The organism is Sphingobium sp. LF-16, from assembly GCF_003711185.1.
Taxonomy (GTDB): domain Bacteria; phylum Pseudomonadota; class Alphaproteobacteria; order Sphingomonadales; family Sphingomonadaceae; genus Sphingobium; species Sphingobium yanoikuyae_A.
On record NZ_CP029335.1, the window covers coordinates 1,365,001 to 1,391,831 of the forward strand.

Sequence of the window (26,831 nt, forward strand, 5' to 3'; positions counted from 1 at the left end):
AGGTAAGGGCATCTGGTGAATGCCTTGGCATGTACAGGCGATGAAGGACGTGGCACGCTGCGATAAGCGTGGGGGAGCCGTGAGCAGGCTTTGATCCCGCGATTTCCGAATGGGACAACCCACCTTCACCATTTAATTCCGTTATCGGTTCGCCGGTCGCGTAGTTAAATGGGAGAGGTATCACTAAGCTGAATAAAATAGGCTTTGGTGAAGCGAACCCGGAGAACTGAAACATCTCAGTACCCGGAGGAAAAGACATCAACCGAGATTCCGTTAGTAGTGGCGAGCGAACGCGGACCAGGCCAGTGCCTGATGTTTAATTAGCAGAACGATCTGGAAAGTTCGGCCATAGCGGGTGACAGCCCCGTATGCGAAAATGAAACATCAGGACTTGAGTAGGGCGGAGCACGTGAAACTCTGTCTGAACATGGGGGGACCACCCTCCAAGCCTAAATACTCGTACATGACCGATAGTGAACCAGTACCGTGAGGGAAAGGTGAAAAGCACCCCGATGAGGGGAGTGAAACAGTACCTGAAACCGGATGCCTACAAGCAGTGGGAGGGTCCTTGAGACCTGACCGCGTACCTCTTGCATAATGGGTCTGTGACTTAGTGTATCAAGCAAGCTTAAGCCGTTAGGTGTAGGCGCAGCGAAAGCGAGTCTGAATAGGGCGCCATAGTTTGATGCATTAGACCCGAAACCCGGCGATCTATGCATGACCAGGTTGAAGGTGCGGTAACACGCACTGGAGGACCGAACCGTTCAATGTTGAAAAATTGTCGGATGAGTTGTGCTTAGGGGTGAAAGGCCAATCAAGCCGGGAAATAGCTGGTTCTCCGCGAAATCTATTGAGGTAGAGCGTCGAATATTTGCCGTTGGGGGTAGAGCACTGGATGGATGCGGGGGTCGCGAGATCTACCAATTCTAACCAAACTCCGAATACCAACGAGTCTAGTTCGGCAGACAGACGGCGGGTGCTAAGGTCCGTCGTCAAAAGGGAAACAGCCCTAACCTACAGCTAAGGTCCCCAAGTCATCACTAAGTGGGAAAGCATGTGGGATTTCCAAAACAACCAGGAGGTTGGCTTAGAAGCAGCCATCCTTTAAAGAAAGCGTAACAGCTCACTGGTCTAAATAAGAGATCCTGCGGCGAAGATGTAACGGGGCTAAAGTGATGCACCGAAGCTTAGGGTTCAGTCTTTGACTGAGCGGTAGCGGAGCGTTCCGTAGGCCGTTGAAGCGGAAGGGTAACCGACCGTGGAGGTATCGGAAGTGCGAATGCAGACATGAGTAGCGATTAAGAGGGTGAGATGCCCTCTCGCCGAAATTCCAAGGGTTCCTGCTTAAAGCTAATCTGAGCAGGGTAAGCCGGCCCCTAAGACGAGCCCGAAGGGGGTAGTCGATGGGAACCACGTTAATATTCGTGGGCCTGGTGGTGTGTGACGGATGCCGTAAATTGTTCGGGCTTATTGGATTGCTCCGGGCAGTGAAGGGGTCCCAGGAAATAGCCCCACCGTATAGACCGTACCCTAAACCGACACAGGTGGAATGGTAGAGTATACCAAGGCGTTTGAGAGAAGTATCCTGAAGGAACTCGGCAAATTGCCTCCGTACCTTCGGAAGAAGGAGGCCCCATCTTAAGGCAACTTTTGATGGGGGGCACAGGCCAGGGGGTAGCGACTGTTTAGCAAAAACACAGGGCTCTGCTAAGTCGGCTTCAAGACGACGTATAGGGCCTGACGCCTGCCCGGTGCCTGAAGGTTAAGAGGAGGAGTGCAAGCTCTGAATTGAAGCCCAGGTAAACGGCGGCCGTAACTATAACGGTCCTAAGGTAGCGAAATTCCTTGTCGGGTAAGTTCCGACCTGCACGAATGGCGTAACGACTTCCCCACTGTCTCCAGGATATGCTCAGCGAAATTGAATTCTCCGTGAAGATGCGGAGTACCCGCGGTTAGACGGAAAGACCCCGTGCACCTTTACTGCAGCTTCAGAGTGGCATTAGGAAAGAACTGTGTAGCATAGGTGGGAGGCTTTGAAGCATTGACGCCAGTTGATGTGGAGCCATAGGTGAAATACCACCCTGTTGTTTTCTGATGTCTAACCTCGCACCGTTATCCGGTGCAGGGACCCTCTGTGGCGGGTAGTTTGACTGGGGCGGTCGCCTCCTAAAGAGTAACGGAGGCGCGCGATGGTGGGCTCAGGACGGTTGGAAACCGTCTGTTAGAGTGCAATGGCATAAGCCCGCCTGACTGCGAGACTGACAAGTCGAGCAGAGACGAAAGTCGGTCATAGTGATCCGGTGGTCCCTCGTGGAAGGGCCATCGCTCAACGGATAAAAGGTACGCCGGGGATAACAGGCTGATGATTCCCAAGAGCTCATATCGACGGAATCGTTTGGCACCTCGATGTCGGCTCATCACATCCTGGGGCTGGAGCAGGTCCCAAGGGTTTGGCTGTTCGCCAATTAAAGTGGTACGTGAGCTGGGTTCAGAACGTCGCGAGACAGTTTGGTCCCTATCTGCCGTGGGCGTCGAAATTTGAGAGGAGTTGACCCTAGTACGAGAGGACCGGGTTGAACATACCTCTGGTGTACCTGTCGTCACGCCAGTGGCGCAGCAGGGTAGCTATGTATGGACGGGATAACCGCTGAAAGCATCTAAGCGGGAAGCCTCCCTCAAGATAAGATTTCATCGAGCCGTCGTAGACCACGACGTTGATAGGCTGGATGTGGAAGTGCGGTAACGCATGGAGCTAACCAGTCCTAATTGCTCTGTTCGCGCTTAAGAGTCCCACCATCAACGACAATGCTGGAAACAGCCAAGGCGCTGATGGCGTGGTTTTAAGCCAGCCCAGATATACGAACATACAAACACACAAGCTCTTGTTGTTCACTTTCCCAAGTGAAAGTGAATAGTGCACGGTATCGATTAAAAACCCGCAGTTATGCGCCTGCTTCATTGCTTGGTGACCATAGCGTCTGTGACCCACCCGATCCCATCCCGAACTCGGCCGTGAAACCAGTCTGCGCCGATGGTACTATTGCTCAAGCACTGGAAGAGTAGGGCGTCGCCAGGCATTGAAGCACGCGCATAGCAACGGATCAAAAACCCATCACAATGTTACAAAACAGGGCGGCCCGCAAAGCCGCCCTTTTTGCGTATCAGGGCCACACAAAAGCCCAGTGTCGCGGGATGGAGCAGCCCGGTAGCTCGTCAGGCTCATAACCTGAAGGTCGTAGGTTCAAATCCTACTCCCGCAACCAACGCCATAGAACTACAAACACCGCCCTAGGGTCTTCCTGGGGCGGTGACGCCAAGTCGGTAGCGGGCCGCATCTCCGTAGGAGAACAGGCGTGCCTGCAGCATCTTGTCAGTGACGTGTTCCCCTGAAATGTGACCGATTTTGAGTAGAGTCTGACGTAAAGGAGTCGGACGAAGATGAAGCGCAGCAGGTTCAGCGAAGAGCAGATCATCGCGATCTTGAAGGAGCAGGAGGCTGGGATGGCGACGGCGGATGTTTGCCGCCGCCACGGAATCAGCTCGGCGACGTTCTACAAATGGAAGTCGAAGTATGGCGGTCTGGAGGTGTCCGAGGCCCGGCGTCTGCGCACGCTGGAGGAAGAGAACAGCCGGCTGAAGAAGCTGCTGGCCGAGGCAATGCTCGACAACGTGGTGCTGAAGGATCTGGCATCAAAAAAATGGTGACGCCCGGCGCTAAGCGGGATGCCGTCGCCCATGCCCGTGAGCATCACGGGCTGAGCGAGCGTCGGGCGTGCAACCTGGTCGGCGTGAGCCGGCGGGTGATCCGGTATCGATCGTCGCGTCCGGACGATGGTCCGCTGCGACAGCGTCTGCGCGAGTTGGCGGCCGAGCGTCGCCGCTTCGGCTATCGGCGTCTCGGGTATCTTCTGGCTCGCGAGGGCATGACGCCCAACCACAAGAAGCTGCTGCGGGTCTATCGCGAGGAGAACCTGCGGGTCCGTCGCCGTGGTGGCCGCAAGCGCGCCCTGGGCACGCGGGCGCCGATGGTGCTGCCGGACGGGCCGAACCAGCGTTGGTCGCTCGACTTCGTCTCCGACACCCTGACGTGCAGCCGGCGGTTCCGCATCCTGTGCGTGGTCGACGACTACACGCGGGAATGCCTGGCGCTGGTGGCCGACACGTCGCTGTCGGGTGTGCGGGTCGCGCGGGAGCTGACGCGGCTGATTGGGATGCGCGGCAAGCCGCATACGGTGGTCAGCGACAACGGCACCGAGCTGACCTCGTCGGCCATCCTGCGCTGGTCGCAGGAACGGCGGGTCGAGTGGCATTACATCGCACCCGGCAAGCCGATGCAAAACGGCTTCGTCGAGAGCTTCAACGGGCGTCTGCGCGACGAATGCCTCAACGAGACCCTGTTCACGTCGCTGCCGCATGCTCGCTTCGTGCTCGATGCCTGGCGGCACGATTACAACTACGTCAGGCCACACTCGAAACTGGGCGGGAGAACCCCCGCCGAGAAAGCCGGCCAACCTGTCCGGGGGCATGCCCCCGGACAGGTTGCCATCACCTCAACCAACCATCATGAAGGAGCCGGACTCTACCTCTGACTGGTGGCAATCAGGGGAGCATGTCACCAGGTGAAAAGCCAATGCCAGGGACGATGTTGGCGGGTGAGTAGCCCCTAGATTTCTGGACGCCTTCTATCCTAATTTTGAGGACAGGAGACGACGATGGGGAAGCCCAATTTCAGCGATGAGTTCAAGCGTGATGCGGTGGCGCAGATCACCGAGCGAGGGTATCCGGTAGCGGAGGTATCTGAGCGGCTCGGCGTCAGTCAGCATTCGCTGTATGCTTGGAAGCGACAACTGGCGAGGTGGTGTCTGGCGATGCCAGCAAGGATGCCGAGATCCGCCAGCTGAAGCGCGAGCTGGCCCGGGTGACCGAGGAGCGCGACATCCTAAAAAAAGCCACCGCGTATTTCGCCAGGGATGCAAAGTGAGATACGCATTTGTCGCCGAGCATCGTGACCAGTTCGGGGTTCGATCGATGTGTCGGTGTCTGCGCATCCAGCCCAGCGGTTTCTATGCTTGGCAGAAGAGCCCACTGAGCACGCGGGCCCAGGAAGATGCTCGGCAGACAGAGTTGATCCGGCAAGCCTGGAACGACAGCGGCAAGGTCTATGGCTACCGCAAGCTGCACGACGACCTGCTGGATCAGGGCGAGACCTGCTGCCCGAACCGCGTTGCCCGGCTGACCAGGCTGGCGGGTATCAAGGCGCAGGTCGGCTACAAGCGCCGACCGGGGAGCTATGGCGGCAAGCCGTCCCTGGCGGTCGACAACACTCTGGATCGCCAGTTCGACGTGGCCGCACCCGACAGGGCCTGGGTGACAGACATCACCTACATCCGGACCCTGGAGGGCTTTGCCTATCTGGCCGTCGTGATTGATCTCTATTCCCGCCGCGTGGTGGGTTGGTCGATGCAGAGCAGGCAGACCACCGATGCGGTGCTGCAGGCGCTGCACATGGCGGTATGGCGGCGCAAACCGAAGCAACGGGTGCTGATCCACTCGGATCAGGGCTCGCAGTTCACCAGCATGGACTGGGCGGCCTTCATCCGGGCTCACAATCTTGAGCATTCGATGAGCCGGCGCGGCAACTGCCATGACAACGCCGTCGCCGAGAGCTTCTTCTCCTCGCTCAAGCGTGAGCGCATTCGGCGCCGTACCTACAAAACACGCGATGAAGCCCGGCAGGATGTGTTCGATTACATCGAGATGTTCTACAACCCGGTGCGCAAGCAGATCAGGAACGGGATGCTGTCACCCAACCAGTTCGAACGGCAGCAGATTCTGAAAGCAGAAGGCGTCTAGAAAACTAGGGGCTACTCACACAGTATGTCTATCAGAGCGCGCTGCTCCCGGTTCCCGAAGTAGCGATCACGGCGGCGCTGGGCTTGATGGCGGGGATCTGCGGTAAGGTTTGGGTGATTCCCAAGAGCGGTTTGAATCTTTACATCGTCCTCGTCGCCCGTTCCGGTATTGGCAAGGAAGCGATGCATGATGGCATTTCGGACCTAATTACCGCCGCATTGCCGTTCTGCCCGGTCGCAGGGAACTTTGCTGATTTCACGGAATACGCATCTGGACCCGCCCTGATTAAGGCTTGCGTGCACAACCAATGCTTTGTGAATGTGAGCGGCGAAATTGGCCACAGGTTCAGGGCGATGGCGGCGGCTTCGAAAATCCACTCATAGGGGCACCCTGATGCCGATCATCCGAACCGAACGAAACTACGTCCATGCCCACGCCATTGGCGACGACGATGTGTTCGTGCGTGCGTCGTTCTTTGGATACGACGAGGCGGGCAACCGCGTGCTGCACCACATGCCCTATCGCGGGATAGAGGAGTATCAGGCGGAAGTGGACTGGGCGGTCAGCATGGCGGACCGCATGGCACATCCGCTCTATGTCGTGCCGTTCAGCTATGACGACATGCTCGTGTCAGGGCGCTTTGACCCCCTCTGCAAAGCGGTCGCGCGCATGACCGATCAGGAGCGCGGGCAGATGCGGCGGGGCATCATCAAGAGCATGATCGAAGTGCTCCGCGACTGCGACGACTGGCGCGTGCGCGCCGATGCCTATGACATTCTGGTCCAACTGAAGGTGACATATGAAAGCTGACATACCGTTGGCGGAGCGCCGCCGTATTGAACGCGAGCAGCAGGCGGAGATTCGCGCCATGCTGGCACCGCGTCACTTTGCTACCATGCGGGAGCAGATGGCGATTGATGCGGTGATGCAACGCTTGGAATGCGAAGCCCTCATTGAAGCCGCGCCTGCCATCTATGCAGCGATGGGGCGCAAGGCTGTTCCCGCTGCACCAGCGCCGGAACCTGTGGTCATGCTCGAACCCACTCCACCGCCTGCATCCGTGCCGGTGGTGCGCTCTGGCGCGCCCGACATGCCGTTTGATCTGCGTTTCCACCTCGGATTGAAATAACCACATGGCAGGCATCCGCGCCCTTCAACGCCGCATCAAGCGGATAGAGGAAGCGGAGAAGCCGAAGCCGTCGCCCTTCACGGTCATGTTTGGCTCGTTCGATGCTTGGGTCGAGCATGAGGTGCTGCCTGGCATTGAGAGCGGAGCGCTGGACCGGCGGGACATGGTGGCGGTCGTCGCTGCCCTCCGCAATTGGGAGCATGACGGGACATGGAGCGCCGTTCAGGTAATGCGCTAAAAATTACTTCGCATAGTCAAGAGGGCTAGTTGACGCGCTTTGAAGCGAGTTGGTCACAAAATGGAGATCAATAATTAAGCCCCATAGTGCCCAGGGTCCAGTTGCAACAAGACCGCTCTTCGAAGCATATAGGCCGGCATCAATCACCAATGCCCCAAATATATCTGGGCAATTGTTCAGATTTGATTGAAGCGGTGGCATTGTCTTCCAGCCAGTATAACCGACGGCAAACATGGGAATTTGAGGCTGCGGCCCAGCACCAAAACTCATAGTCGCACCAAACGATCTCTTGAGAGGTGCAAGAGCCTTGGCGGTATTAACGGCGTCGTTCCATTGGTTGGATAGGTTCGATTTTACTTCAATCACTGCCGCAGCAGATTCTGCAAGGTAAAGACGACTTTGTCCGGCTCCTACCATCGGCAGGGAAGGCGCAAATGGATATTCAACGACTACATCCAGTTGTCCGCTTTTGGCTCCAGCAGCATCAGTCGCATCACCTGTTCCGAACCGATAGATGGGGGGAAGCACCTTGCTTAGAAACTCATCAACAAACGCGGCCCGCTCTTGCCCAATCGTCGCTGACGATAATCCTACGCTGCTCTGATGCACGCCATTTAGAATGGATTGCAAACCTGTGAGGCGTTGCAGAACATGTTGATTTGGCATTCGTCCCCCATTGCAACTGGCGGAAGAGGTGGGATTCGAACCCACGGACGGGTTGCCCCGTCGCCGGTTTTCAAGACCGGTTCCTTAAACCACTCGGACACTCTTCCTTGCCGTTTTTAGGGTTGGCAACTTACGACAGGCTTACGGGTGAAATTTCCCGGCAAACCTGAACCATGCTAACCCCTTGTAACCAAACTCCTAATTCCGCACACGGGTCGCAAGCTCCAGTAGCTTTCAAGACCGCTGCCTTAAACCACTCGGCCACACTTCCGTTGCGACGCTTCCTAGCGAAGCGGGCGAACAAGCCAAGGGCAAAAATGACAATATTGAAGGGAATGGTCGTCCATTCGCGACTTCGTATCGGATAGGGGTTTCGCCGGTCGCCCTGGCTGTGCCACAAAAGGTCATGGCAGATTCTCGGTTCAATTCGCTGGCCATTGCGCTGATGATGGGTTTTTCGACGGTTGTGGCAGGATTGGCTGCGCCACAGGTCGCGATCGCGCAGGATGATGGGGACTTTCGCGCCTATCTGGAATCCCTGCGCCCCAAGGCACGCGCCATGGGCATTCGCGACGCGACGCTGGACGCTGTCTTCCCGACCCTGACGATCAACCCGCGCGTCGTGGCGCTGGATCAGAGCCAGCCGGGCGGCGGCGCCTATTCGCCCATTCCCAATTTCGAGCCCTATCGGGTCAAGCATGTCGATGCCGCGCGGATCAGTCGCGGACGCGCGGTCTATTCCGCCAATCGCGCACGGCTGGCCCGGATCGAGGCGGAAACCGGCGTGCCCGAGGAAATCATGGTCGCCATTTTCGGCCACGAAACCAATTATGGCTCCTATACCGGCGATTTCGACCTGATCCGGTCGCTGGCCACGCTCGCGCATGAAGGGCGCCGACGCACCTTGTTCGAGCCGGAATTGCTGGCGACGCTCAAGATGCTGAACGATGGCGTGCCGCGCAGCCGGCTGGTCGGCAGCTGGGCCGGGGCGACCGGCTATCCGCAATTCCTGCCCTCGGTCTATCTCAAGCTCGCCAAGGATGGCGACGGCGATGGCCGGGCGGACATCTGGACCAGCCAGGCGGATGCGCTGGCCTCGATCGCCAATTATTTCGTTGCGGCCGGATGGCGGCGGGGCCAGCCCTGGGGCGTAGCGGTCAGCGTGCCGACCAGCTTCAACCGCGCCTCGGTGGCGGCGCGCACGACGGCGCCGCGCTGCCCGCGGGTCTTCAACCGCCACAGCCGCTGGCTGAGCATGGCCGAGTGGCGCAAGCTGGGCCTGTTCCCGGCCAGCGGCATCTGGCCAGCGGACACTGTCATGGCGACCCTCCTGGAGCCGGATGGGCCGGGCAAGACCGCCTATCTGCTGACCAGCAATTATCGCGCGATCCTCGACTATAATTGCTCCAATTTCTACGCTCTTTCCGTGGGGTTGCTGGCCGATGCGGTCAAGCAATAGGAACTGGCTCACGCTGGGCGGCGCGGCGTCTCTGCTGGCCTCCTGCGGCGGCGAGCAGGCCGTTGCGCCGCCGGCCCCGCGCCCCGCGACACCTGTAACGGCGCCAGCGGTTGCGGACGAACCGGTCAAGATCGGCGAACCCTATAGCGTGGGCGGCAAGACCTATGTCCCGGCCGATCCGGTCAATTATGACGAGGTCGGCTATGCCAGCTGGTATGGCGAGGAGGCGATTGGCAAGCCGACGGCCAATGGCGAGGATTTCGTGCCGTCGGCGATCAGCGGCGCGCACAAGACCTTGCCCCTGCCAAGCTATGTCGAGGTGACGGCATTGGATAGCGGTCGCACCATCCTGGTCCGGCTCAACGATCGCGGCCCGTTCAGCGACGACAAGCTCATCGACCTGTCGCGCGGCGCGGCCGAGCAACTGGGCATTACCGGTGATGGCGCCGCGGCCGTTCGCGTCCGCCGGGTCAATCCGCCCGAGCAGGAAAAGGCGCTGCTGCGCGCCCATCAACGCGCGCCCGAGCGGATCGAGACGCCGCAACCCCTGCTGAAGGTGCTACGCGGGCGCCTGGCGCAAGTGCCGGCAAGCCAGCCGGTGCAGGTTCAGACCGCGCGTCCCGTCGTTCAGGCCATCCCTGCCGCGGGCAACTCCAGCCGTCCCGGCGTATCCTTCGATGCGCCCGCGTCGCCCACTCCCAGGTCGGCCCCGAAGACCACAGCGCCGACAAAACCGGTGTCCGGCGGCTATGTCGTTCAGGTTGCAGCGCTTTCTTCCCAAAGCCGGGCCGAGGCGCTGGCCAGGCAGATCGGCGCGCACGCCGTGGCGGCCGGTCCGGTCTGGCGGGTGCGCTATGGTCCTTATCCCTCGCAGGAGGCGGCGCAGGCCGGCGTGAAGGCGGCGGCAGCGAAGGGCTTTGCGAATGTCCGTGTCATGGCTAATGACGCGCGCTAATCATAGCGATGCGTCCAGCGAATCTATCCAGTCGAAGGCTTGAGTTCATGAAGAAAACCGTTGCCGCCACTCTCTTCGTCGGTCTGCTGGCCCAGCCGCTGGTTGCCGCGGCCCCGCCCTATACGAGCGAGGCGCCGATCGCCTATCTCAAGGATCTTTCCTCGGGCGCCGTCCTCTATGACAAGGGCGGCGAAACCCGGATGCCGCCGGCCTCGATGGCCAAGATGATGACGGCGCATGTCGCCTTCCGCCTGATCCAGAAGGGTGAACTCAAGCTCGACACCAAATTCACGGTCCGTCCGGAAACCTGGCAGCAATGGCACGGCCCCAAGGCCGGATCGACCATGTTCCTGTCGGTGGGCGAGCAGGTGTCGGTTGAAAATCTGCTGCACGGCATCGTCACCCTGTCGGGCAATGACGCCTGCGTCGTGCTGGCTGAGGGCATTGCCGGCACCGAGCAGGCGTTCGTCGCACTGATGAACGAGGAGGCCAAGCGCATGGGCCTCAAGAACAGCCATTTCGGCACCAGCAACGGCTGGCCTGACGAGGGCGTGACCTATGTCACCGCCGAAGATCTGGCCAAGCTTGCCGAAGCCACGATCGTAGAGACGCCGGATCTCTACAAGAAATTCTACGCCACCCGCTCCTTCACCTGGGGCAAGACCATGGGCGGCTCCGACATTGCGCAGGCCAATCGCAATCCGATCCTGGGCAAGATCGCGGGCGCCGATGGCCTCAAGACCGGCCACACCGAGGAAGCCGGCTTCGGCTTCACCGGTTCGGCCGAACAGGATGGCCGCCGCCTGGTGATGGTGGTTGCGGGCCTGACCAGCTTCAACGGCCGTATCGCCGAATCCGTCCGCTTCATGGACTGGGGCTTCCGCGCCTGGAAGGCGCAGCCGCTGTTCAAGAAGGGGCAGACGGTCGAGACCGCCGCGGTTCAGTTGGGCAGCGCATCGACTGTGTCGCTGGTCGCGCCGCAGAATATGGCCGTCACCATGCCGCGCACCGCGTCGGCCAATGTGAAGGTGAAGGTCGTCTATACTGGCCCGATCAAGGCGCCGATTGCCAAGGGCCAGCAGATCGCCCAGCTCATTGTCCAGACCCCGGATACGCCGCCCCAGGTGCTGCCGCTGGTCGCTGGTGAAGATGTCGCGGAAGCGGGCATTTTCGGTCGTTTGTGGAATGGTCTGAAGTCCTTCTTCGGGTGATCACAGGCCGTTTCATCACGCTCGAAGGCGGCGAGGGCGCCGGCAAGTCGACCCAGATTCGTGCGCTGGCGGCGGCTCTGCGCGCGCGCGGGCTGGAGGTTGTCGAGACCCGCGAGCCGGGCGGCAGCGAGGGGGCGGAAGCGATCCGTGCCATGCTGCTGACTGGCGGTGCGGACCGCTGGAATGCCCGCGCCGAAGCTCTGCTGTTCGCCGCCGCGCGCGCCGACCATATCGAGAAGACGATCCGCCCGGCGCTGACCCGTGGCGCCTGGGTGCTGTCCGATCGGTTCCTCGACAGCAGCCGTGCCTATCAGGGACAGGGCGAACTTAGCGATGCCGACATATTGGCGCTGCACCAGATCGGCAGCGCCGGCTTCCTGCCCGACCGCACCCTGTTTCTGACCCTCCCCGAAACGGAAGCGGAAGCGCGCGCCCATGCCCGTGACGGCGACGTGTCGGACCGGATCGGCGGTCGCGACCGCAGCTTCCACCGTGCCGTGGCCGATGCGTTCGTCCGCTTTGCCGCCGATGAGCCGGCACGGGTCCGCGCGATCGACGCTTCCGGCGCGGCGGAGGGGGTCACTGCCCGACTGCTCGCGGCACTGGACGACCTGCTGTCATGACGTCACTGGTCGGGCATGACGCCGAGGCGCAGACCCTACTTGCGGCGGCAAGCAGCGGGCGCATGCATCATGGCTGGATCTTGAGCGGCCCGCGGGGCATCGGCAAGGCCAGCTTCGCCCGCGCCATGGCGATGCGCCTGCTGGCGGATGCGGCCGGCCCGAAGATAGAGGGTGAGGGGCTCGCTGTTCCCGAAAGCCACCCAATCCGCCGCCTGATCGAGGCGAGCGCGCATCCCGACTATGCCGAACTGGCGCCGCTGGAGAAAGATGGGGTTACCGCGCGCAACATCAGCGTCGATCAGGTGCGCGGCCTGCAGCGGCTGATCCAGTCGGCGCCCTCGCTCTCCTCCCGTCGCATCGTCGTGATCGACAGCGCCGATGATCTGGAGCGCGGCGCCGCCAACGCCCTGCTCAAGACGTTGGAAGAGCCGCCGGCGGACATGATCTTCCTGCTGGTCAGCCATGCGCCCGGCCGGCTGCTGCCCACCATCCGCTCGCGCTGCCGCACGATGCGCTTTGATCCGCTGCCGGACGGTGCCATGGCGACGGTGCTCCGGCGCGAGGATGAAAGCCTGTCCGGGCCGGAACTTGACGCGCTGCTGCGCGCGGGGGAGGGCTCGCCCGGTCGCGCGCTGCGCTATGCGGGCCTCGATCTTGCGGGCCTCGAAAAATCGCTGCTCGCGATCGCTGCCGACGGTGATCCCGGCAATCGGGAGCGCTTGCGCCTGGCCAAGGCGTTGGCGGGCAAGGCGGCCAAGCCGCGTTACGAAGCCTTTCTGGAGCGCGCGCCCGCCTTCATCGCCCAGGCCGCCCGGACTCGCCATGGCCCGGCACTCGGCAGCGCGCTCGATCATTGGGAAGCGGCCCGCCATCTGGCGGGTGGCGCGGTGATCCTGTCGCTTGACCCGGCCTCGGTCGTTTTCGAGCTGGGCGGCCATGTCGCGGCACTGGCTGAGGCGGCGACCTGAAAAGCGGCTTTGCGGCGACGCGAACAGCCGCTAGGGAGGCTGCATGTCGCAGCCTTACACCATCACCACCGCCATCTCCTATCCCAACGGCCGTCCGCATATCGGCCATGCCTATGAGGTGATCGCCACCGACGCGATCGCCCGGTTCCAGCGGATGATGGGCCGCGATGTCTTCTTCCAGACCGGAACCGACGAACATGGGCTGAAAATGGCCCAGACGGCGCGCAACCGTGGGATCGAGCCACGCGAACTGGCCGATGAGATGTCATCCTATTTCAAGCAGATGAACGATAGTCTGAATATCAGCTATGATCGTTTCATCCGCACCAGCGAACCGGATCATCACCGCGCCAGCCAGGCGATCTGGCAGGCGATGGAGGCCAATGGCGACCTGTATCTGGGCCGTTACGAGGGCTGGTATTCGGTCCGCGACGAAGCTTTCTATGATGAGAAGGAAATCACCGAGGGCGAAGGCGGCGTCAAGCTGTCGCCGCAGGGAACGCCGGTCGAATGGACCGTCGAGGAAAGCTGGTTCTTCCGCCTGTCCAAATATCAGGACAAGCTGCTCGACCTCTATAACAGCCAGCCCGATTTCATCCGCCCGGAAAGCCGGCGCAACGAAATCCTGCGCTTCGTCGAGGGCGGCCTGTCCGATCTCAGCATCTCGCGCACCAGCTTCGACTGGGGTGTCCAGGTGCCCGGCGCCGACGGCCATGTCATGTATGTCTGGGTCGATGCGCTGACCAACTATATCACCGGCTGCGGCTATCCTGACGATGCCGAGCGGATGGCGCGCTATTGGGCGAAGGGTGGCGATATCACCCATATCATCGGCAAGGATATCGTGCGTTTTCATACGGTGTACTGGCCGGCTTTCCTGATGAGCGCGAAGCTGCCGCTGCCTAAGCAGGTGTTCGGCCATGGCTTCCTGCTGAACCGGGGCGAGAAGATGTCCAAGTCGGTCGGCAATGTCGCCGACCCCATGGAGTTGGCCGAACGCTTCGGCGTCGACCAGCTGCGCTATTTCCTGCTGTCCGAAGTGACCTTTGGCAATGATGGCAGCTATAGCGCGGAAGCGATCGTCCAGCGTTCCAACAGCGACCTTGGCAATGCGTTCGGCAATCTCGCCCAGCGCACGCTGAGCTTCATCGCCAAAAATCTTGAAGGCCGCCTGCCGGCATTCAATGGCCATGACGCCGCCGATACGGAGCTGTTCGCGCTGATCGACAAGGTCGTGCGCGGTGATTTGCCCGCCGCCATGGCCGATCTGGCGCCGTCGGTGGCGATTGATGCCTGGTTGCGCGCCGCCTTTGCCTGTAACCAATATATCGACGTGCAGGCACCCTGGTCGCTGCGCAAGACCGATCCCGAGCGGATGGAGACAGTGCTGGCGACGCTCTATATCGCCATCGCCCAATTGGCGGTCGCGATCCAGCCGGTGATCCCGGCGAGCGCCACGGCCTTGCTCGACCATATGGGCGTGCCGGCGGACAAGCGCAGCTATGGCGCGATCGGCGATCATTGGTATAGCGACCTGGCCGAAAGCGATTTCGTGCTGGCCGCGCCCAAGCCGCTCTTCCCGCGCCTAGAACTGACCGAAGCGGACGCCTGAACCCATGTTGATCGACAGCCATTGTCACCTCAATTACAAGGGGTTGATCGAGGATCAGCAGAATGTGCTGGAACGCGCCCGCGCACGCGGCGTCGACCTGATGCTCAACATCGCCACCCGCGAGAGCGAGTGGGACGATGTGCTGGGCACGGCGGTGCGCGAGGCGGATGTGTGGGCGACCGTGGGCATTCATCCGCATGAGGCGGACGAGCATCCCCATGTCGACACCGCCAAGCTGGTCGAGCGCGCGGCCCATCCGCGCGTCGTTGGCATCGGCGAAACGGGCCTCGATTATTATTACGACCATAGCGATCGCGAGCGGCAGCAGAAGAGCTTCCGCAGCCATATCGCCGCCTGCCGCGAGACCGGCCTGCCGCTGATCGTCCATACCCGCGAAGCGGAAGAGGATACGCTGGCGATCATGCGGGACGAAATGGGGAAGGGGGCCTATAGCGGCGTCATCCACTGTTTCACCGCCAGCGGTGCCTTCGCCGACGCGGCGATGGACCTTGGCTTCTGCATCAGCATTTCGGGCATCGTGACCTTCAAGAGCGCGAAGGATCTGCAGGAAACGGCGGCGCGCCTGCCGCTCGACCGGCTGCTGGTGGAAACGGACTCGCCCTTCCTCGCCCCGGTGCCCCATCGCGGCAAGCCGTGCGAACCGGCCTTCGTTGCCGACACGGCCCGCTTCCTTGCCGATCTGCGCGGTGAGAGCATCGAGGATCTGGCGGCGGCCACATCGGCCAATTTCCTGCGTCTATTCGCCAAGATTGAGGGCCGGCCGCAGGCATGAGCCTCAAGCTGACCATCCTTGGCAGCGGCACCTCCTCCGGCGTTCCCCGGATCGGCAATGATTGGGGCGCCTGCGACCCCAAGGAACCCAGGAACCGCCGCACCCGCGTCTCGATCCTGGTGGAGAGCGCGACGACACGGATATTGGTCGATACCTCGCCCGACATGCGGGCGCAGTTGCTGGCGGCCGACGTGATCGACATCGATGCGATCCTGTGGACCCATGACCATGCCGATCACAGCCATGGCATCGACGATGTTCGCCAGTTGTTCCATCATCGCGGCAGCCCGATCCCCGGCTATGCCCGTGCCCAGACGATGCGCCTGCTCCAGGCCCGCTTTGCCTATGCCTTTGCGGGGAGGGGGGGCTATCCGCCGATCATCGTCCCGCATGATCTGCCCGATGGGCTGCGGATCGGCGATATCGACATTGCCTGCACCGACATGCCCCATGGCGACATTTATTCGACTGGATTTCGCTTCAGTCATGATGATAGTCATGTCGGATATGCCACGGATTTTCATGAAATAACGCCAGATATGCTGGCGCTCTTCGACGATCTCGACATCTGGGTGGTCGATGCGCTGCGCGCCCGGCCGCATCCCACCCATGCCCATCTGGAGATGACATTGGCAGGGATCATGGCAACCCGGCCCTGGCGCGCGATCCTCACCCATATGGACCAGAGCATGGATTATGCCACCCTGTGCGCCACGCTCCCCAAAGGGGTGGAGCCGGGCTATGACGGGCTGGTCATCGACCTCAACGACGGAGCACCCCACTGATGGACGGCACGGATCAGGCGATGTCCAGCATCTGGTATCTGCTCGCCCTGGTCCTGGTTGGCTCTGCGCTCATTGGCCGTCGCATCGCGCTGGGCAGCTTCGTGCGGATGGCGCTGCTCTGGGTGCTGATCTTCGGCGCCCTGCTCGGCCTCTTCACCTTCGCCCAGAAGGCGGGGCTGATGCCGGCACGGTTCGCGGCGGAGGAGGGGGCCTTGCTCCAGCCGCAGAACAGTGCCGGGTCCATATCACAGCCCGCGCCGCCGCCGGCCCCACCGCCGATCCAGTCCGATGGTCAGGTGGTGCGCATTCCGGTCGCGCCGGACGGCCATTATTGGGTGGAGGGCATGGTCAACGGCATGTCCGCGCGCTTCCTGATCGACAGTGGCGCGACCATCACCGCCCTTTCGGAAAATACCGCCCGCGCCACTGGCCTCAATATCGACATGAATGCGCCCCCGATCCCGCTCAACACCGCCAATGGCAAGATCGACGCGCGCTGCGCCAGCATCTCGACGCTGACGGTCGGGCCGCTGCGCGCCAATGATGTCGAGGTCGTCGTCTCGCCGGCGCTGGGCGACGTCAATGTCATCGGCATGAACATGCTGTCCCGTCTCAAGAGCTGGAGCGTTGAAAATGGTGAAATGGTGCTGACGCCATGATGTCACATGAGGGGCAGGGGGCGGCACCCGACAAACGCGCCCGGCTCAAGGCGATCATCGGCGGTTCCACCGGCAATCTGGTCGAATGGTATGACTGGTATGCCTATGCCGCTTTCACCCTCTACTTCGCCCCGCATTTCTTCCCGAGCGAGGATCGCACCGCCCAGTTGCTGAGCGCGGCCGGCATTTTTGCCGTGGGCTTCCTGATGCGACCGATCGGCGCCTGGCTGATGGGCGTCTATGCCGATCGGCATGGCCGCAAGAGTGGCCTGACCCTGTCGGTCTCGCTGATGTGTGCCGGATCGCTGCTGATCGCGGTGACGCCGGGCTATGAGGTGATCGGCGTCGGCGCGCCGCTGTTGCTCGTTCTTGCCCGGCTGATGCAGGGCCTGTCGATTGGTGGTGAATATGGTGCCAGCGCGACCTATCTCACCGAAATGGCCGGCAAGGACCGGCGCGGATTCTATTCCAGCTTCCAATATGTGACGCTGATTGCCGGGCAGTTGGTGGCGATCTGCGTGCTGCTGCTGCTCCAGTCGATCCTGACCGAGGCAGAGCTTGACGCCTGGGGCTGGCGCATTCCCTTCGCCATTGGCGGGGCGCTGGCGGTGATCGTCTTCTGGCTGCGGCGCGGCCTCGCCGAAACGCAAAGCTATCAAGTGGCGCAAGCCGAAGGCGCACCCAAGTCCGGTTTCATCGAACTCATCACCAATCATCCGCGCGAAACGCTGACGGTGATGCTGCTGACCGCCGGCGGCACGATCGCCTTCTATGCCTATTCCATCTACATGCAGAAATTCCTCGTCAACACGGCCGGTTTTGGTCGTGAAACAGCGTCGGAAATCAATGGGATAACATTGTTTATTTTCATGCTGTTGCAACCGTTGGCTGGTGCCTTGTCTGACCGGATCGGGCGCAAGCCGCTGATGATCGGCTTCGGTATCATGGGCGTGCTCTGCACCTATCCGATCTTCGCCACGCTGGCGGTAACGCGCGATCCGCTGGTCGCCGGACTGCTGGTGATGGCGGGCCTGGTGATCGTCACCGGCTATACGTCGATCAACGCGGTGGTGAAGGCCGAACTGTTTCCGGCACATATTCGTGCGCTCGGCGTAGCGCTGCCTTATGCGCTGGCCAACACCTTGTTCGGCGGCACGGCCGAGTTCGTCGCGCTCTGGTTCAAACAGTCCGGGAGGGAATCCGCTTTCTATATTTATGTGAGCATCATGATCGCGATCTCGCTGACGGTCTATGTCCGCATGCGCGACACCAAAGCCCATAGCCGCATCCTGGAGGATTGAGATGGATGAGGAGGAAGACCTCCCATCCGTCCAACCCGTGATTTAACATAATATATATTATCGAACTTAAATCTGCGAAGTGAGGGATCACTAATCGAAGCGTCTCAAGCCGCTTGAGCCCCATCAGCGGAGCGCCGCGCCGCGCCGCGCCGACATCACAGGCGTTCAATAAATGGCCTCCCGTCACCGGCCCCGCCCGCGAAAAGTGCCGCCGATCACGCGATCGGCGGCACTCCGCATTCTGGTGATCGATCATTCGCAATAGACGTTGCCGCGGTCGATCTCGCGGCCCAGCGCGCCGCCGACGCCTGCGCCCAGGATCGTGCTCAGCACGCCGGAATCGCCGTCACCCAGCGCATTGCCCAGGAGGCCGCCGACGGCGGCGCCCACGATCAGGCCGGTCGAGCCATCATTACGGCGGCAATAATAGCGCCCATTACCACCGCGATAGACCCGCGTGTTCCGATCGATGCGATAGCGATCGCGCGACGAACCGGGGCGATAATGCTGGTCGGGATAAAATTTTCCGCCGTGGGAGGCGGAATGCGACGGTCTGCCCGCTGACGGCGGACGCCCATTATTGTGCGACGGCTTGCCGTGCGATGCCCCATGGCCAGGTCCGCCATCATGGCCCGACGGCCGATTACCCGGACCATTGCCATTATTGTGCGAAGGCTTGTTCTGTCCGTGGCCGGGGGGCTGGGCGGTTACCGCCATCGGGGCGGCCATCACAGCCAAGGCCAGCACCATCGCAAATTTCCTCATGCCCTTCTCCTTCCGCCGGAACATCCGGTCCGCATCGCATAGGCGCAATGCGCAACGGCCTGTCAGCGCAAGAGTTCCGCCTTTTCATTGCAGGATCAAAACAAAAAAAGGGCGCTGCCATCGGCAACGCCCTTCCCTGTTTTTCGCCTGTGGTCGCGCCTCAGCTTAGCGCACCATGGCAATGCTTGTATTTCTGACCCGAACCGCAGGGGCAAAGCGCGTTGCGGCTGATGTCGAGATTGGCGAACTCGCCCGGCGCGACATTGTCCACCGGTGCGCGCGGAATGGTGGTGGTGATGCCCGCCAGCTGGCTGCCATCGATATCTGCGCTATTATCATCGCCCGAGAAGGGGTCGATATGCGTGGTGATGAAGTCCGGCAGCACCGGCAGGTCGAACTGCGGCTGCGGCGCTTCCATACGGAACTGCACCCGCGCGATCGAGCTGGTCACGTCCTCGCGAATATTCTCCAGCATGCGCTCGAACAGGGCGAAGGCTTCCTGCTTATATTCGTTGATCGGCGTCTTCTGCGCATAGGCGCGCAGATGCACCACCTGGCGCAGCGCGTCGAGCGTCGAGAGATGCTCCTTCCAGTGATGGTCGAGGCTCTGGAGCATGATGCTCTTCTCGATCATGTGCCAGTCGGCCGCTTCGACTTCCTGCGTCTTCTCGGCAATGGCCGCGTCGGCCAGACCGGCAAGCCGCTCCTCGATCATTTCCGGATCGACGGCGTCTTCAGCCAGCCAGGCGTCGAAATCAGGCTCCAGACCCAGCACTTCGGCGGTGCGCAGCTTCAGCCGCTCCATATCCCATTGTTCGGGATAGGTGCCCGGCGGGCAGGATGCACCGACCAGGTCGTTGACCGTCTCATGGCGCATGTCGGTAACGACATCGTCCACCGTTTCGGCGTCCATGATGTCGCTGCGCTGCTCGTAGATCACCTTGCGCTGGTCGTTCATGACATCGTCATATTCGACGACCTGCTTGCGGATGTCGTAGTTGCGCGCCTCGACCTTGCGCTGGGCGGTCTCGATCGCCTTGCTCAGCCACTTGGACGGGGGCAGCGCCTCGCCATCCTCCAGGTTGGAGCGGATCATCTTGGCGAACATCGTGTCCGGGCCGAAGATGCGCATCAGGTCATCGTCGAGGCTGAGGTAGAAGCGCGACAGGCCGGGATCGCCCTGACGGCCCGAACGGCCGCGCAGCTGATTGTCGATACGACGGCTTTCGTGCCGCTCGGTCGCCAGCACGAACAGGCCGCCGGCGGCTAGCACTTCCTGCTTCTCCGCTTCGATCTCGACCTCGATACGGGCGATCGCCGCCTCGCGCTCGGGGCCTTCCGGCATATCACGCAGTTCGTCCTCGACCCGCATCTCCAGATTGCCGCCCAGCTTGATGTCGGTGCCGCGGCCAGCCATGTTGGTGGCGATCGTCACCGCGCCCTTGCGGCCTGCCTGGGCAACGATATGGGCTTCACTCTCGTGGAAGCGCGCGTTCAGGACCGCATGCTTGACGCCTTCCTGATTGAGGAATTCCGACAGCATTTCCGACTTTTCGATCGACACGGTGCCGACCAGCACCGGCTGACCCTTTTCGGCATGTTCCTTGATGGTGCGCGCGATGCCCCGGAACTTGTCTTCCAGATTCTTGTAGAACGTATCTTCCTCGTCGACGCGCTGCACCGGCCGGTTGGTCGGGATGGTGACGACGTTCATCTTGTAGATTTCGTAGAATTCGGTCGCTTCGGTCGACGCGGTGCCGGTCATGCCCGAAATCTTGGGGTACATGCGGAAATAATTCTGGAAGGTGATCGATGCGAGCGTCTGGTTTTCCGGCTCGATCTGGACGCCTTCCTTGGCTTCCACTGCCTGGTGCAGGCCATCCGACCAGCGACGACCATCCATCATGCGACCGGTGAATTCGTCGATGATGACAACCTTGCCGTCCTTGACGATATAGTCGATGTCGCGGCGGAACATCACCACCGCGCGCAGCGCCTGGTTGACGTGATGAACGACCTGGGTGTTCTCGAAATCGTAGAGATTATTGCCCTGGAGCAGGCCGGCGGCCTCCAGCAGGCGCTCGATCTTCTCGGTGCCGTCTTCGGTCAGCGTGATCGTGCGCTGCTTCTCGTCCTTCTCATAATCCTCCTCGACCAGCTGCTTCACGATCGCGTCGACCGCGACATACAGCTCCGACTTGTCGTCGGTCGGACCGGAAATGATCAGCGGCGTGCGCGCCTCGTCGATCAGGATCGAATCGACTTCATCGACGATCGCATGGTTGAACGGGCGCTGGACCATCGCACCGCGATCGAACTTCATGTTATCGCGCAGATAATCGAAGCCGAGTTCATTGTTGGTCGCATAGGTGATGTCGGCATTATAGGCCTCGCGGCGCTGGTCTTCCGACAGGTTGGGCACGATCACACCGGTGGTGAGGCCCAGGAAGCGATAGACCTGACCCATCCATTCGCAGTCACGGCTGGCCAGATAGTCGTTCACGGTGACGACATGGACGCCCTTGCCCTCAAGCGCGTTCAGATAGGTGGCGAGCGTCGCCACCAGCGTCTTGCCCTCACCGGTGCGCATTTCGGCGATCTCGCCGCGATGCAGGACGATGCCGCCGATCATCTGGACGTCGAAGTGACGCATGCCGAGCACGCGGACCGACGCTTCGCGGACGGTCGCAAAGGCTTCGGGCAGCAGGCCGTCCAACGTTTCGCCATTGGCCAGGCGCTCGCGGAAGCGCGCCGTCTGGTTCACCAGTTCCTCATCGCTCATCGCCTGGATCGTCGGTTCAAAGGCGGCGATCTGGTCGATGACCTTGCCCAGCGATTTCACATAACGTTCGTTGGACGATCCGAAGATAGACTTGGCGAGTGCGCCGAACATGCAAATTCCTGACAATGAGGGGGCCATGGGTCCAACGGACACATGGGCAGATGTGCGCCGCGATTTAGGCACGGCACAGCCGATAGTCAATCAATGCGACGGACTGTCGCACGGCTGTAACGGCTTTGCCCGATGCGGTTTTGCCGTAGCCGCGCCGTCCTGCCGTCGTGCAGGCGCGACGCGCCGCCGAAAATATTTTGCGTTTGGGCGCACGCCGCCGCAAGAGCGCCACGACAACAAGGGTCGCAAACAGGGTGTATCGTTCCATTTCCATGGCGCCGTCGCGCCGATTGCGCCTGCCTCTGGCGGCGCTGCTGGTCAGCGCATTGATCGGCTGGTTCCTGATCGCCGCGATTGCGGCGCCCTTCGATCATGACGAAAGCCAATATGTCGCCGGTGCCTATTTCAGCGGGCATGCGGTCATGTTTCGCGATTTTCTTTATCTTCAGCCGCCGCTGCACGCCTGGGGGCTGGCACCGCTGAGCCTGATCGCATCGGGCCATATGGTACTGGCGATGCGCCTTGCCACCGCCGTCATGGCGCTCGCGACGCTTGCGCTCATCTGGGCGGCCCAGCGTGCGGCAGGCATATCGCGCTCCAGCGCTACCCTGGCCATGCCACTGATGGCGGCAACAGCCGCGTTCCAGTTCAGCGGCTCCGTGGTCCGCAACGATATGCTGGCAACCCTGCTGGCCTCCGCCGCAATGCTGCTGACCTTGCTTGGCCTGCGTCATCGCTCGGACCGCCACTGGCTTGGGGCCGGCATCCTCTATGGCCTTGCGATCGCGACAAAGCTCAATTTCGCTCCGCTCGGCGCGACCGTGGGCCTGTTCGTCATCGCCAGCGGCTGCCGGCCGGCTATTCGCGCGACCCTGTGCCTGTCGCTCGGCGCGCTGCTGGGCATGGCGCCCATGGCCATCGCCTGGGCATCGGGGCCAGACGGCTTTCTCTACGGCGTCCTGACCTATGGCATGACCGCGCCCCACGCCTGGTATGCCGCCAACGGCGCCGCGCAGGAGCTGGCGACGGCCGAAAAGCTGCGCGACCTTCTCAAATATCTCTGGAAGGGCCCTGCCCTTGTCGCCTTGCTGCTGCTCATCGCCAACTGGATCGCGACCCGTGGCCGCATGCGCTCATCCGGGCGCCGGCTGGCGATATGGATGACCGCCGGCGCCCTGATCGGCGCCGCGCTGCCGACCCCGACGCAATTGCAATATCTGATGCCGTTGCTGCCGCCGCTTGCCCTCGCCCTCGGCTATCTGTTCGACGATGCCCGTCACTGGCGGCCGCTGCGGCGCAAGGCGATGCTGGCGCTGCTCTGCCTGGCAGCGATCCCCGGTCTCATTCCCTCGATCCGGGATCTGGTAACGGCCGCCCGTGCCGGATCGCCGCTGCTGGCCGTGCAGGCCAATGCCGATTGGCTGGGCAGGACGGTGCGCGCCGCGGGCGGCGCCGATATCCTCACCCTCTCCCCGCATCTCGCAATCGACAGCGGCCTGGCGCTCGATCCGCGCCTTGCAACCGGCCCGTTCGTCTATCGCACCGGCTGGACGCTCCGCCCCGAGCAGGCGCGCCGGCTCCATGCGCTGACGCCTGCCACCCTGGCAGGCTTGGATCGCGCCATGCCGGCGGCGATCCTTACCGGCTATGAACATGGCACACGGAAATTGCCGCTGCGGCCCGACGACAGCCTGGACAATTATGCCCGTGGCCATGGCTATCGCATGGTCCCGATGCCCGATGGCGTCGGGCGCCTCTATCTGCGGGACTAGCGCCCGATCGAGCCATTGACGCAAAGGGGGATTTCGCTCATGCCGCGCCCCATGACCGACCGTTCCCCCCTCGCCCCCGCCGCCTTCCCCGCCCTGCCCGCCATTGCTGGCGTGACGTTGCGTGTCGCCAAGGCGCGATACAAGAATTGGGACCGGTGCGACCTTACCTATGTCGAGCTGGATGCGGGCACGGCGGTCGCAGGCGTGACGACGCAGAGCAAATGCCCCTCGCCTGAGGTCGAATGGTGCCGCGACGCCATCCCGATGGGCCAGGCGCGCGCCGTCGTCGTCAATGCCGGCAACGCCAACGCCTTTACCGGCCATCGTGGCCGCGCGGCGGTAGAAGCGATCGCCGCCAAGGTCGCTAATCACTTGTCGTGCCAGCCGTCCGATATCTTCGTCTCTTCGACCGGCGTCATCGGCGTGCCGCTGCCCATAGACAAGGCCGAGGCGGGTCTGGAAGCAGCCTTCACTACCGCGCCCTGCGGCTGGGAGGATGCGGCGAACACGATCGGCACCACCGACACCTATGCCAAGGGCGCCCATGTCTCGGCGATGATCGGCGACACCCGCGTCGACCTGGTCGGCATCATCAAGGGGTCGGGCATGATCGCGCCCGACATGGCGACGATGCTGGGCTATATCTTTACCGACGCCGCGATCGATCCGGCACTGCTGCAACAGATGCTCTCGGCCGCCAACAAGCGGACCTTTTCCTGCATCACCGTCGACAGCGACACCTCGACCAGCGACACGGTGCTGGCCTTCGCCACCGGCAAGGCCGGCAATGCGCCGCTCGCATCGATGGACGATGCCGGTGCGGATGCCTTTGCTGCGGCGCTGTCCGACCTGTGCCGCCAACTCGCCCATCTGGTCGTGCGCGACGGCGAAGGTGCCAGCAAGTTCATCGAGATCACAGTCGAGGGTGCGGAGAGCGATGCCAGCGCCCACCGCATTGCCCTCTCCATCGCCAACTCCCCGTTGGTGAAGACCGCGATCGCCGGCGAGGACGCCAATTGGGGCCGCGTCGTCATGGCCGTCGGCAAGGCGGGCGAACCGGCCGAGCGCGACAAGCTCGCCATCCGTTTCGGCGCGACCCAGGTGGCGGCCGGCGGCCTGGCGCTCGACGGCTATGACGAGGCGCCGGTTGCTGCCCATCTCAAGGGGCAGGATATCGTCATCGGCGTCGATATCGGCCTGGGCGAAGGCCGCGCCACGGTGTGGACCTGCGACCTGACCCACGGCTATATTTCGATCAACGCGGACTATCGCAGCTAAGGGGACCGGCGCATGATGGTGGAACTGCATGATCCCGTCGTCGCGCTGATGCGGCAGGTCGGGCGCGACATCGTCATGCCCCGCTACCAGAATCTGGCGGCGGAAGAGATTAGCGAGAAGGCGGCGAACGACTTCGTCACCATCGCCGACAAGGAAAGCGAGATCCGGCTGGCCGAAGGACTGGCCTCGATCCTGCCCGAAGCCGGGGTCATCGGCGAGGAAGCCTGCGCCGCAGACCCGTCGATCCTCGACCGCGCCGGCGACGGCCTCAACTGGATTATCGACCCGATCGACGGCACGGGCAATTTCGCATCGGGCAAGCCGCCCTTCGGCATCATGATTGCGCTGGCCGACAATGGCGCCACTTTGGCCGGCTGGATCCTCGATCCGCTGACCGGACGGTTGTGTCATGCGACCCTGGGCGGCGGCAGCCATGTCGATGGCGAACGGATAATGGCGAAGGAAAGTAGCGGCGATCTGCCGATTGCTGCCATTTCCACCATCTTCATGGAGGCGGAGGAACGGGCCGAGATGGAGCGCAAGTCGCAGGCCATTTTCACCATGGTGGACATTCCCCGCTGCGCCGCCGAGCAATATCCCCGGCTGGTGCTGGGGCAGAATGACGTGTCGATCTTCGCGCGCGTCCTGCCGTGGGATCATGCGGCCGGCACCCTATTCGTCAATGAGGCGGGGGGCTGCTGCCAACGGCTCGACGGCAGCACCTATCGGGTCGGTGAACAGCGTCGGGGCCTGATGGGCGCATCCTCCCCGCGCCTGTGGGATCTGGCGGCCAAAACCTATTACGCCTGACCGAAGGAAGACCGAACATGCTGACGATCTGGGGCCGCCTCAATTCGCATAATGTGAAGAAGGTCGCCTGGTTCGCGCAGGAAATCGGCCTGCCCTTCGTCCGCCATGATGTCGGCATGGAACATGGCATGTCCGACGCCTATCTGGCGATGAACCCCAATCGCCTGATCCCGACGATCGAGGATGGCGATGTCATACTGTGGGAGTCCAACGCGATCCTGCGCTATCTCGCCCATCGCTACGCGCCGGAGGAGATCTATCCCACCGACCCGGCGCTGCGGGCGCAGGGCGACAAATGGATGGACTGGCAATTCAGCTTTGCCGACGCCCAGCGCGACGCCTTCATCCAGTTGGTGCGACGCCAAGATGGACAGCGAAATTTACAGGTCATCGAGAAGTCGGCGCAGGCGTCGGGCGCGGCGATGGCGATCCTCGACCGGGCGCTGGCCGATCAAGCATGGCTTTCGGGTGTCAATTTCGGTGTCGCGGATGTGCCAATGGGCGTCTACGCCCACACCTATTTCACGCTCGACATGCCGCGGCCCGACCTGCCGCATCTGCGCGCCTGGTATGATCGGCTGCGCGAAAAGCCGGCCTATGCCGAACTGGTAATGATCCCGCTCAGCTAATAAAAAGGGACGGCAGCCCGGCTGCCGTCCCTTTTTTAGATTTACCAGCGACTTAGAGGACGCTTTCGATCCAGCCCTTGAGCGCGCTCTTGGGCGCGGCGCCGACCTTGGTCGCGGCGACTTCGCCATTCTTGAACAGGATCATCGTCGGGATGCCGCGCACGCCATACTGGCCCGGCGCATCGGGATTTTCGTCGATATTGATCTTGGCGATCGTGACCTTGTCGGCCAGCTCCTCGCTAATCTCTTCCAGAGCCGGGCCGATCATCTTGCACGGGCCACACCATTCGGCCCAGAAGTCGACAAGCACGGGCTTGTCGGCGTCGATTACGTCCTGCTTGAAGCTGACATCGGTAACTGCCTTGGTGGCCATAACTGCAAACTCCTTAAGTTGGTCGATATCTAGGATGGCTGCGCCCGTGGCTCAACGGG

23 protein-coding genes, 2 tRNA genes, 2 rRNA genes and 1 pseudogene (1 of these 28 running past the window's edge) are annotated in these 26,831 nt (G+C 62.0%); 23 read left to right on the plus strand and 5 right to left on the minus strand.

The features are described 5' to 3' along the window. The 9 genes and pseudogenes from DIZ22_RS06435 to DIZ22_RS06480 form a co-directional block, all read left to right on the plus strand. Positions 1-2,785: ribosomal RNA gene (locus DIZ22_RS06435) — 23S ribosomal RNA — on the plus strand (it extends 7 nt beyond the left edge of the window). A 176-nt stretch (positions 2,786-2,961) separates the two neighbouring features. Continuing rightward, positions 2,962-3,076: ribosomal RNA gene (rrf, locus tag DIZ22_RS06440) — 5S ribosomal RNA — on the plus strand. Between the two features lie 110 nt (positions 3,077-3,186). Further along, positions 3,187-3,263 (plus strand) — tRNA-Met (locus DIZ22_RS06445). 175 nt (positions 3,264-3,438) lie between these two features. Next, positions 3,439-4,589 (plus strand): IS3 family transposase gene (locus DIZ22_RS06455; protein ID WP_107917615.1). Its coding sequence is split into 2 segments (ribosomal slippage): positions 3,439-3,691 and positions 3,691-4,589, totalling 1,152 coding nucleotides; the frame shifts between segments, so codons are not numbered across the junction. 123 nt (positions 4,590-4,712) lie between these two features. Beyond that, positions 4,713-5,853 (plus strand): annotated as a pseudogene (locus DIZ22_RS06460) (IS3 family transposase). Between the two features lie 83 nt (positions 5,854-5,936). Further along, on the plus strand, positions 5,937-6,236 hold the full coding sequence (locus tag DIZ22_RS06465; RefSeq protein WP_137405185.1) for a hypothetical protein: 300 nt from the start codon (positions 5,937-5,939) through the stop codon (positions 6,234-6,236). 10 nt (positions 6,237-6,246) lie between these two features. Continuing rightward, positions 6,247-6,663 carry a hypothetical protein gene (locus tag DIZ22_RS06470; protein ID WP_048937065.1) on the plus strand — a complete coding sequence of 139 codons (417 nt, stop codon included), beginning with the start codon at positions 6,247-6,249 and terminating at the stop codon, positions 6,661-6,663. Then, positions 6,653-6,982: a hypothetical protein gene (locus tag DIZ22_RS06475; RefSeq protein ID WP_048937066.1), complete on the plus strand. Its 330-nt coding sequence runs from the start codon at positions 6,653-6,655 to the stop codon at positions 6,980-6,982. Before DIZ22_RS06470 ends, DIZ22_RS06475 begins: the two co-directional genes overlap by 11 nt. A gap of 4 nt (positions 6,983-6,986) precedes the next feature. Then, positions 6,987-7,220, plus strand: coding sequence for a hypothetical protein (locus DIZ22_RS06480; protein ID WP_048937067.1), 234 nt, complete (start codon positions 6,987-6,989; stop codon positions 7,218-7,220). Positions 7,221-7,223: 3 nt separating this feature from the next. On the opposite strand, the gene DIZ22_RS21710 is transcribed toward DIZ22_RS06480, so the two are convergent. Beyond that, on the minus strand, positions 7,224-7,886 hold the full coding sequence (locus tag DIZ22_RS21710; protein WP_137405184.1) for a DUF6602 domain-containing protein: 663 nt from the start codon (positions 7,884-7,886) through the stop codon (positions 7,224-7,226). A 17-nt stretch (positions 7,887-7,903) separates the two neighbouring features. Beyond that, a tRNA-Ser gene (locus DIZ22_RS06485) sits at positions 7,904-7,993 on the minus strand. A gap of 299 nt (positions 7,994-8,292) precedes the next feature. Here DIZ22_RS06485 and DIZ22_RS06490 point away from each other — a divergent pair. From DIZ22_RS06490 to DIZ22_RS06535, 10 genes are read left to right on the plus strand one after another with little or no spacing between them, the layout of a single operon-like run. Beyond that, positions 8,293-9,345 (plus strand): lytic murein transglycosylase, encoded by a 1,053-nt coding sequence (locus tag DIZ22_RS06490; protein ID WP_048937068.1) that lies wholly within the window; start codon positions 8,293-8,295, stop codon positions 9,343-9,345. Next, positions 9,329-10,300 carry a septal ring lytic transglycosylase RlpA family protein gene (locus DIZ22_RS06495; RefSeq protein ID WP_048937069.1) on the plus strand — a complete coding sequence of 324 codons (972 nt, stop codon included), beginning with the start codon at positions 9,329-9,331 and terminating at the stop codon, positions 10,298-10,300. Before DIZ22_RS06490 ends, DIZ22_RS06495 begins: the two co-directional genes overlap by 17 nt. A gap of 47 nt (positions 10,301-10,347) precedes the next feature. Then, positions 10,348-11,511: a D-alanyl-D-alanine carboxypeptidase family protein gene (locus tag DIZ22_RS06500; RefSeq protein WP_048937070.1), complete on the plus strand. Its 1,164-nt coding sequence runs from the start codon at positions 10,348-10,350 to the stop codon at positions 11,509-11,511. Beyond that, positions 11,508-12,134, plus strand: coding sequence for a dTMP kinase (gene tmk / locus DIZ22_RS06505; RefSeq protein ID WP_048937071.1), 627 nt, complete (start codon positions 11,508-11,510; stop codon positions 12,132-12,134). Before DIZ22_RS06500 ends, tmk begins: the two co-directional genes overlap by 4 nt. After that, positions 12,131-13,102, plus strand: a complete 972-nt coding sequence (locus DIZ22_RS06510) for an AAA family ATPase (protein WP_048937072.1) — start codon at positions 12,131-12,133, stop codon at positions 13,100-13,102. The genes tmk and DIZ22_RS06510 overlap by 4 nt, the downstream gene beginning before the upstream one ends. A gap of 43 nt (positions 13,103-13,145) precedes the next feature. Then, entirely contained in the window at positions 13,146-14,714 is a 1,569-nt protein-coding gene (metG, locus tag DIZ22_RS06515; protein WP_048937073.1) for a methionine--tRNA ligase, read from the plus strand. Between the two features lie 4 nt (positions 14,715-14,718). Beyond that, positions 14,719-15,507 carry a TatD family hydrolase gene (locus tag DIZ22_RS06520; protein ID WP_048937074.1) on the plus strand — a complete coding sequence of 263 codons (789 nt, stop codon included), beginning with the start codon at positions 14,719-14,721 and terminating at the stop codon, positions 15,505-15,507. After that, positions 15,504-16,292, plus strand: coding sequence for an MBL fold metallo-hydrolase (locus DIZ22_RS06525; RefSeq protein WP_048937075.1), 789 nt, complete (start codon positions 15,504-15,506; stop codon positions 16,290-16,292). The genes DIZ22_RS06520 and DIZ22_RS06525 overlap by 4 nt, the downstream gene beginning before the upstream one ends. After that, positions 16,292-16,951 carry a TIGR02281 family clan AA aspartic protease gene (locus DIZ22_RS06530; RefSeq protein WP_122928049.1) on the plus strand — a complete coding sequence of 220 codons (660 nt, stop codon included), beginning with the start codon at positions 16,292-16,294 and terminating at the stop codon, positions 16,949-16,951. The genes DIZ22_RS06525 and DIZ22_RS06530 overlap by 1 nt, the downstream gene beginning before the upstream one ends. Continuing rightward, positions 16,948-18,252 carry an MFS transporter gene (locus DIZ22_RS06535; protein ID WP_080993537.1) on the plus strand — a complete coding sequence of 435 codons (1,305 nt, stop codon included), beginning with the start codon at positions 16,948-16,950 and terminating at the stop codon, positions 18,250-18,252. The genes DIZ22_RS06530 and DIZ22_RS06535 overlap by 4 nt, the downstream gene beginning before the upstream one ends. Before the next feature lie 252 nt (positions 18,253-18,504). Here the strand turns inward: DIZ22_RS06535 and DIZ22_RS06540 are convergent, their stop codons facing one another. Next, positions 18,505-19,017, minus strand: a complete 513-nt coding sequence (locus DIZ22_RS06540) for a glycine zipper 2TM domain-containing protein (protein ID WP_164488868.1) — start codon at positions 19,015-19,017, stop codon at positions 18,505-18,507. Positions 19,018-19,177: 160 nt separating this feature from the next. After that, positions 19,178-21,910, minus strand: a complete 2,733-nt coding sequence (gene secA, locus DIZ22_RS06545; protein ID WP_122928050.1) for a preprotein translocase subunit SecA — start codon at positions 21,908-21,910, stop codon at positions 19,178-19,180. A gap of 254 nt (positions 21,911-22,164) precedes the next feature. On the opposite strand from secA, the gene DIZ22_RS06550 reads away from it, so the two are divergent. The 4 genes from DIZ22_RS06550 to DIZ22_RS06565 are packed head-to-tail and all read left to right on the plus strand — an operon-like array spanning position 22,165 to position 26,399. Further along, positions 22,165-23,682 (plus strand): glycosyltransferase family 39 protein, encoded by a 1,518-nt coding sequence (locus DIZ22_RS06550; RefSeq protein WP_240626821.1) that lies wholly within the window; start codon positions 22,165-22,167, stop codon positions 23,680-23,682. 51 nt (positions 23,683-23,733) lie between these two features. Continuing rightward, the gene (argJ, locus tag DIZ22_RS06555) at positions 23,734-24,960 is read left to right on the plus strand and encodes a bifunctional glutamate N-acetyltransferase/amino-acid acetyltransferase ArgJ (protein ID WP_048937080.1); all 1,227 of its coding nucleotides are present in this window, start codon (positions 23,734-23,736) and stop codon (positions 24,958-24,960) included. Between the two features lie 12 nt (positions 24,961-24,972). Then, complete coding sequence (locus DIZ22_RS06560) at positions 24,973-25,770, plus strand: inositol monophosphatase (protein WP_048937081.1); 798 nt, start codon at positions 24,973-24,975, stop codon at positions 25,768-25,770. Positions 25,771-25,787: 17 nt separating this feature from the next. Continuing rightward, positions 25,788-26,399: a glutathione S-transferase family protein gene (locus DIZ22_RS06565; RefSeq protein ID WP_048937082.1), complete on the plus strand. Its 612-nt coding sequence runs from the start codon at positions 25,788-25,790 to the stop codon at positions 26,397-26,399. A 52-nt stretch (positions 26,400-26,451) separates the two neighbouring features. Here DIZ22_RS06565 and trxA read toward each other — a convergent pair whose 3' ends face one another. Continuing rightward, complete coding sequence (trxA, locus tag DIZ22_RS06570; protein ID WP_257011054.1) at positions 26,452-26,799, minus strand: thioredoxin TrxA; 348 nt, start codon at positions 26,797-26,799, stop codon at positions 26,452-26,454. Positions 26,800-26,831 lie beyond the last annotated feature (32 nt).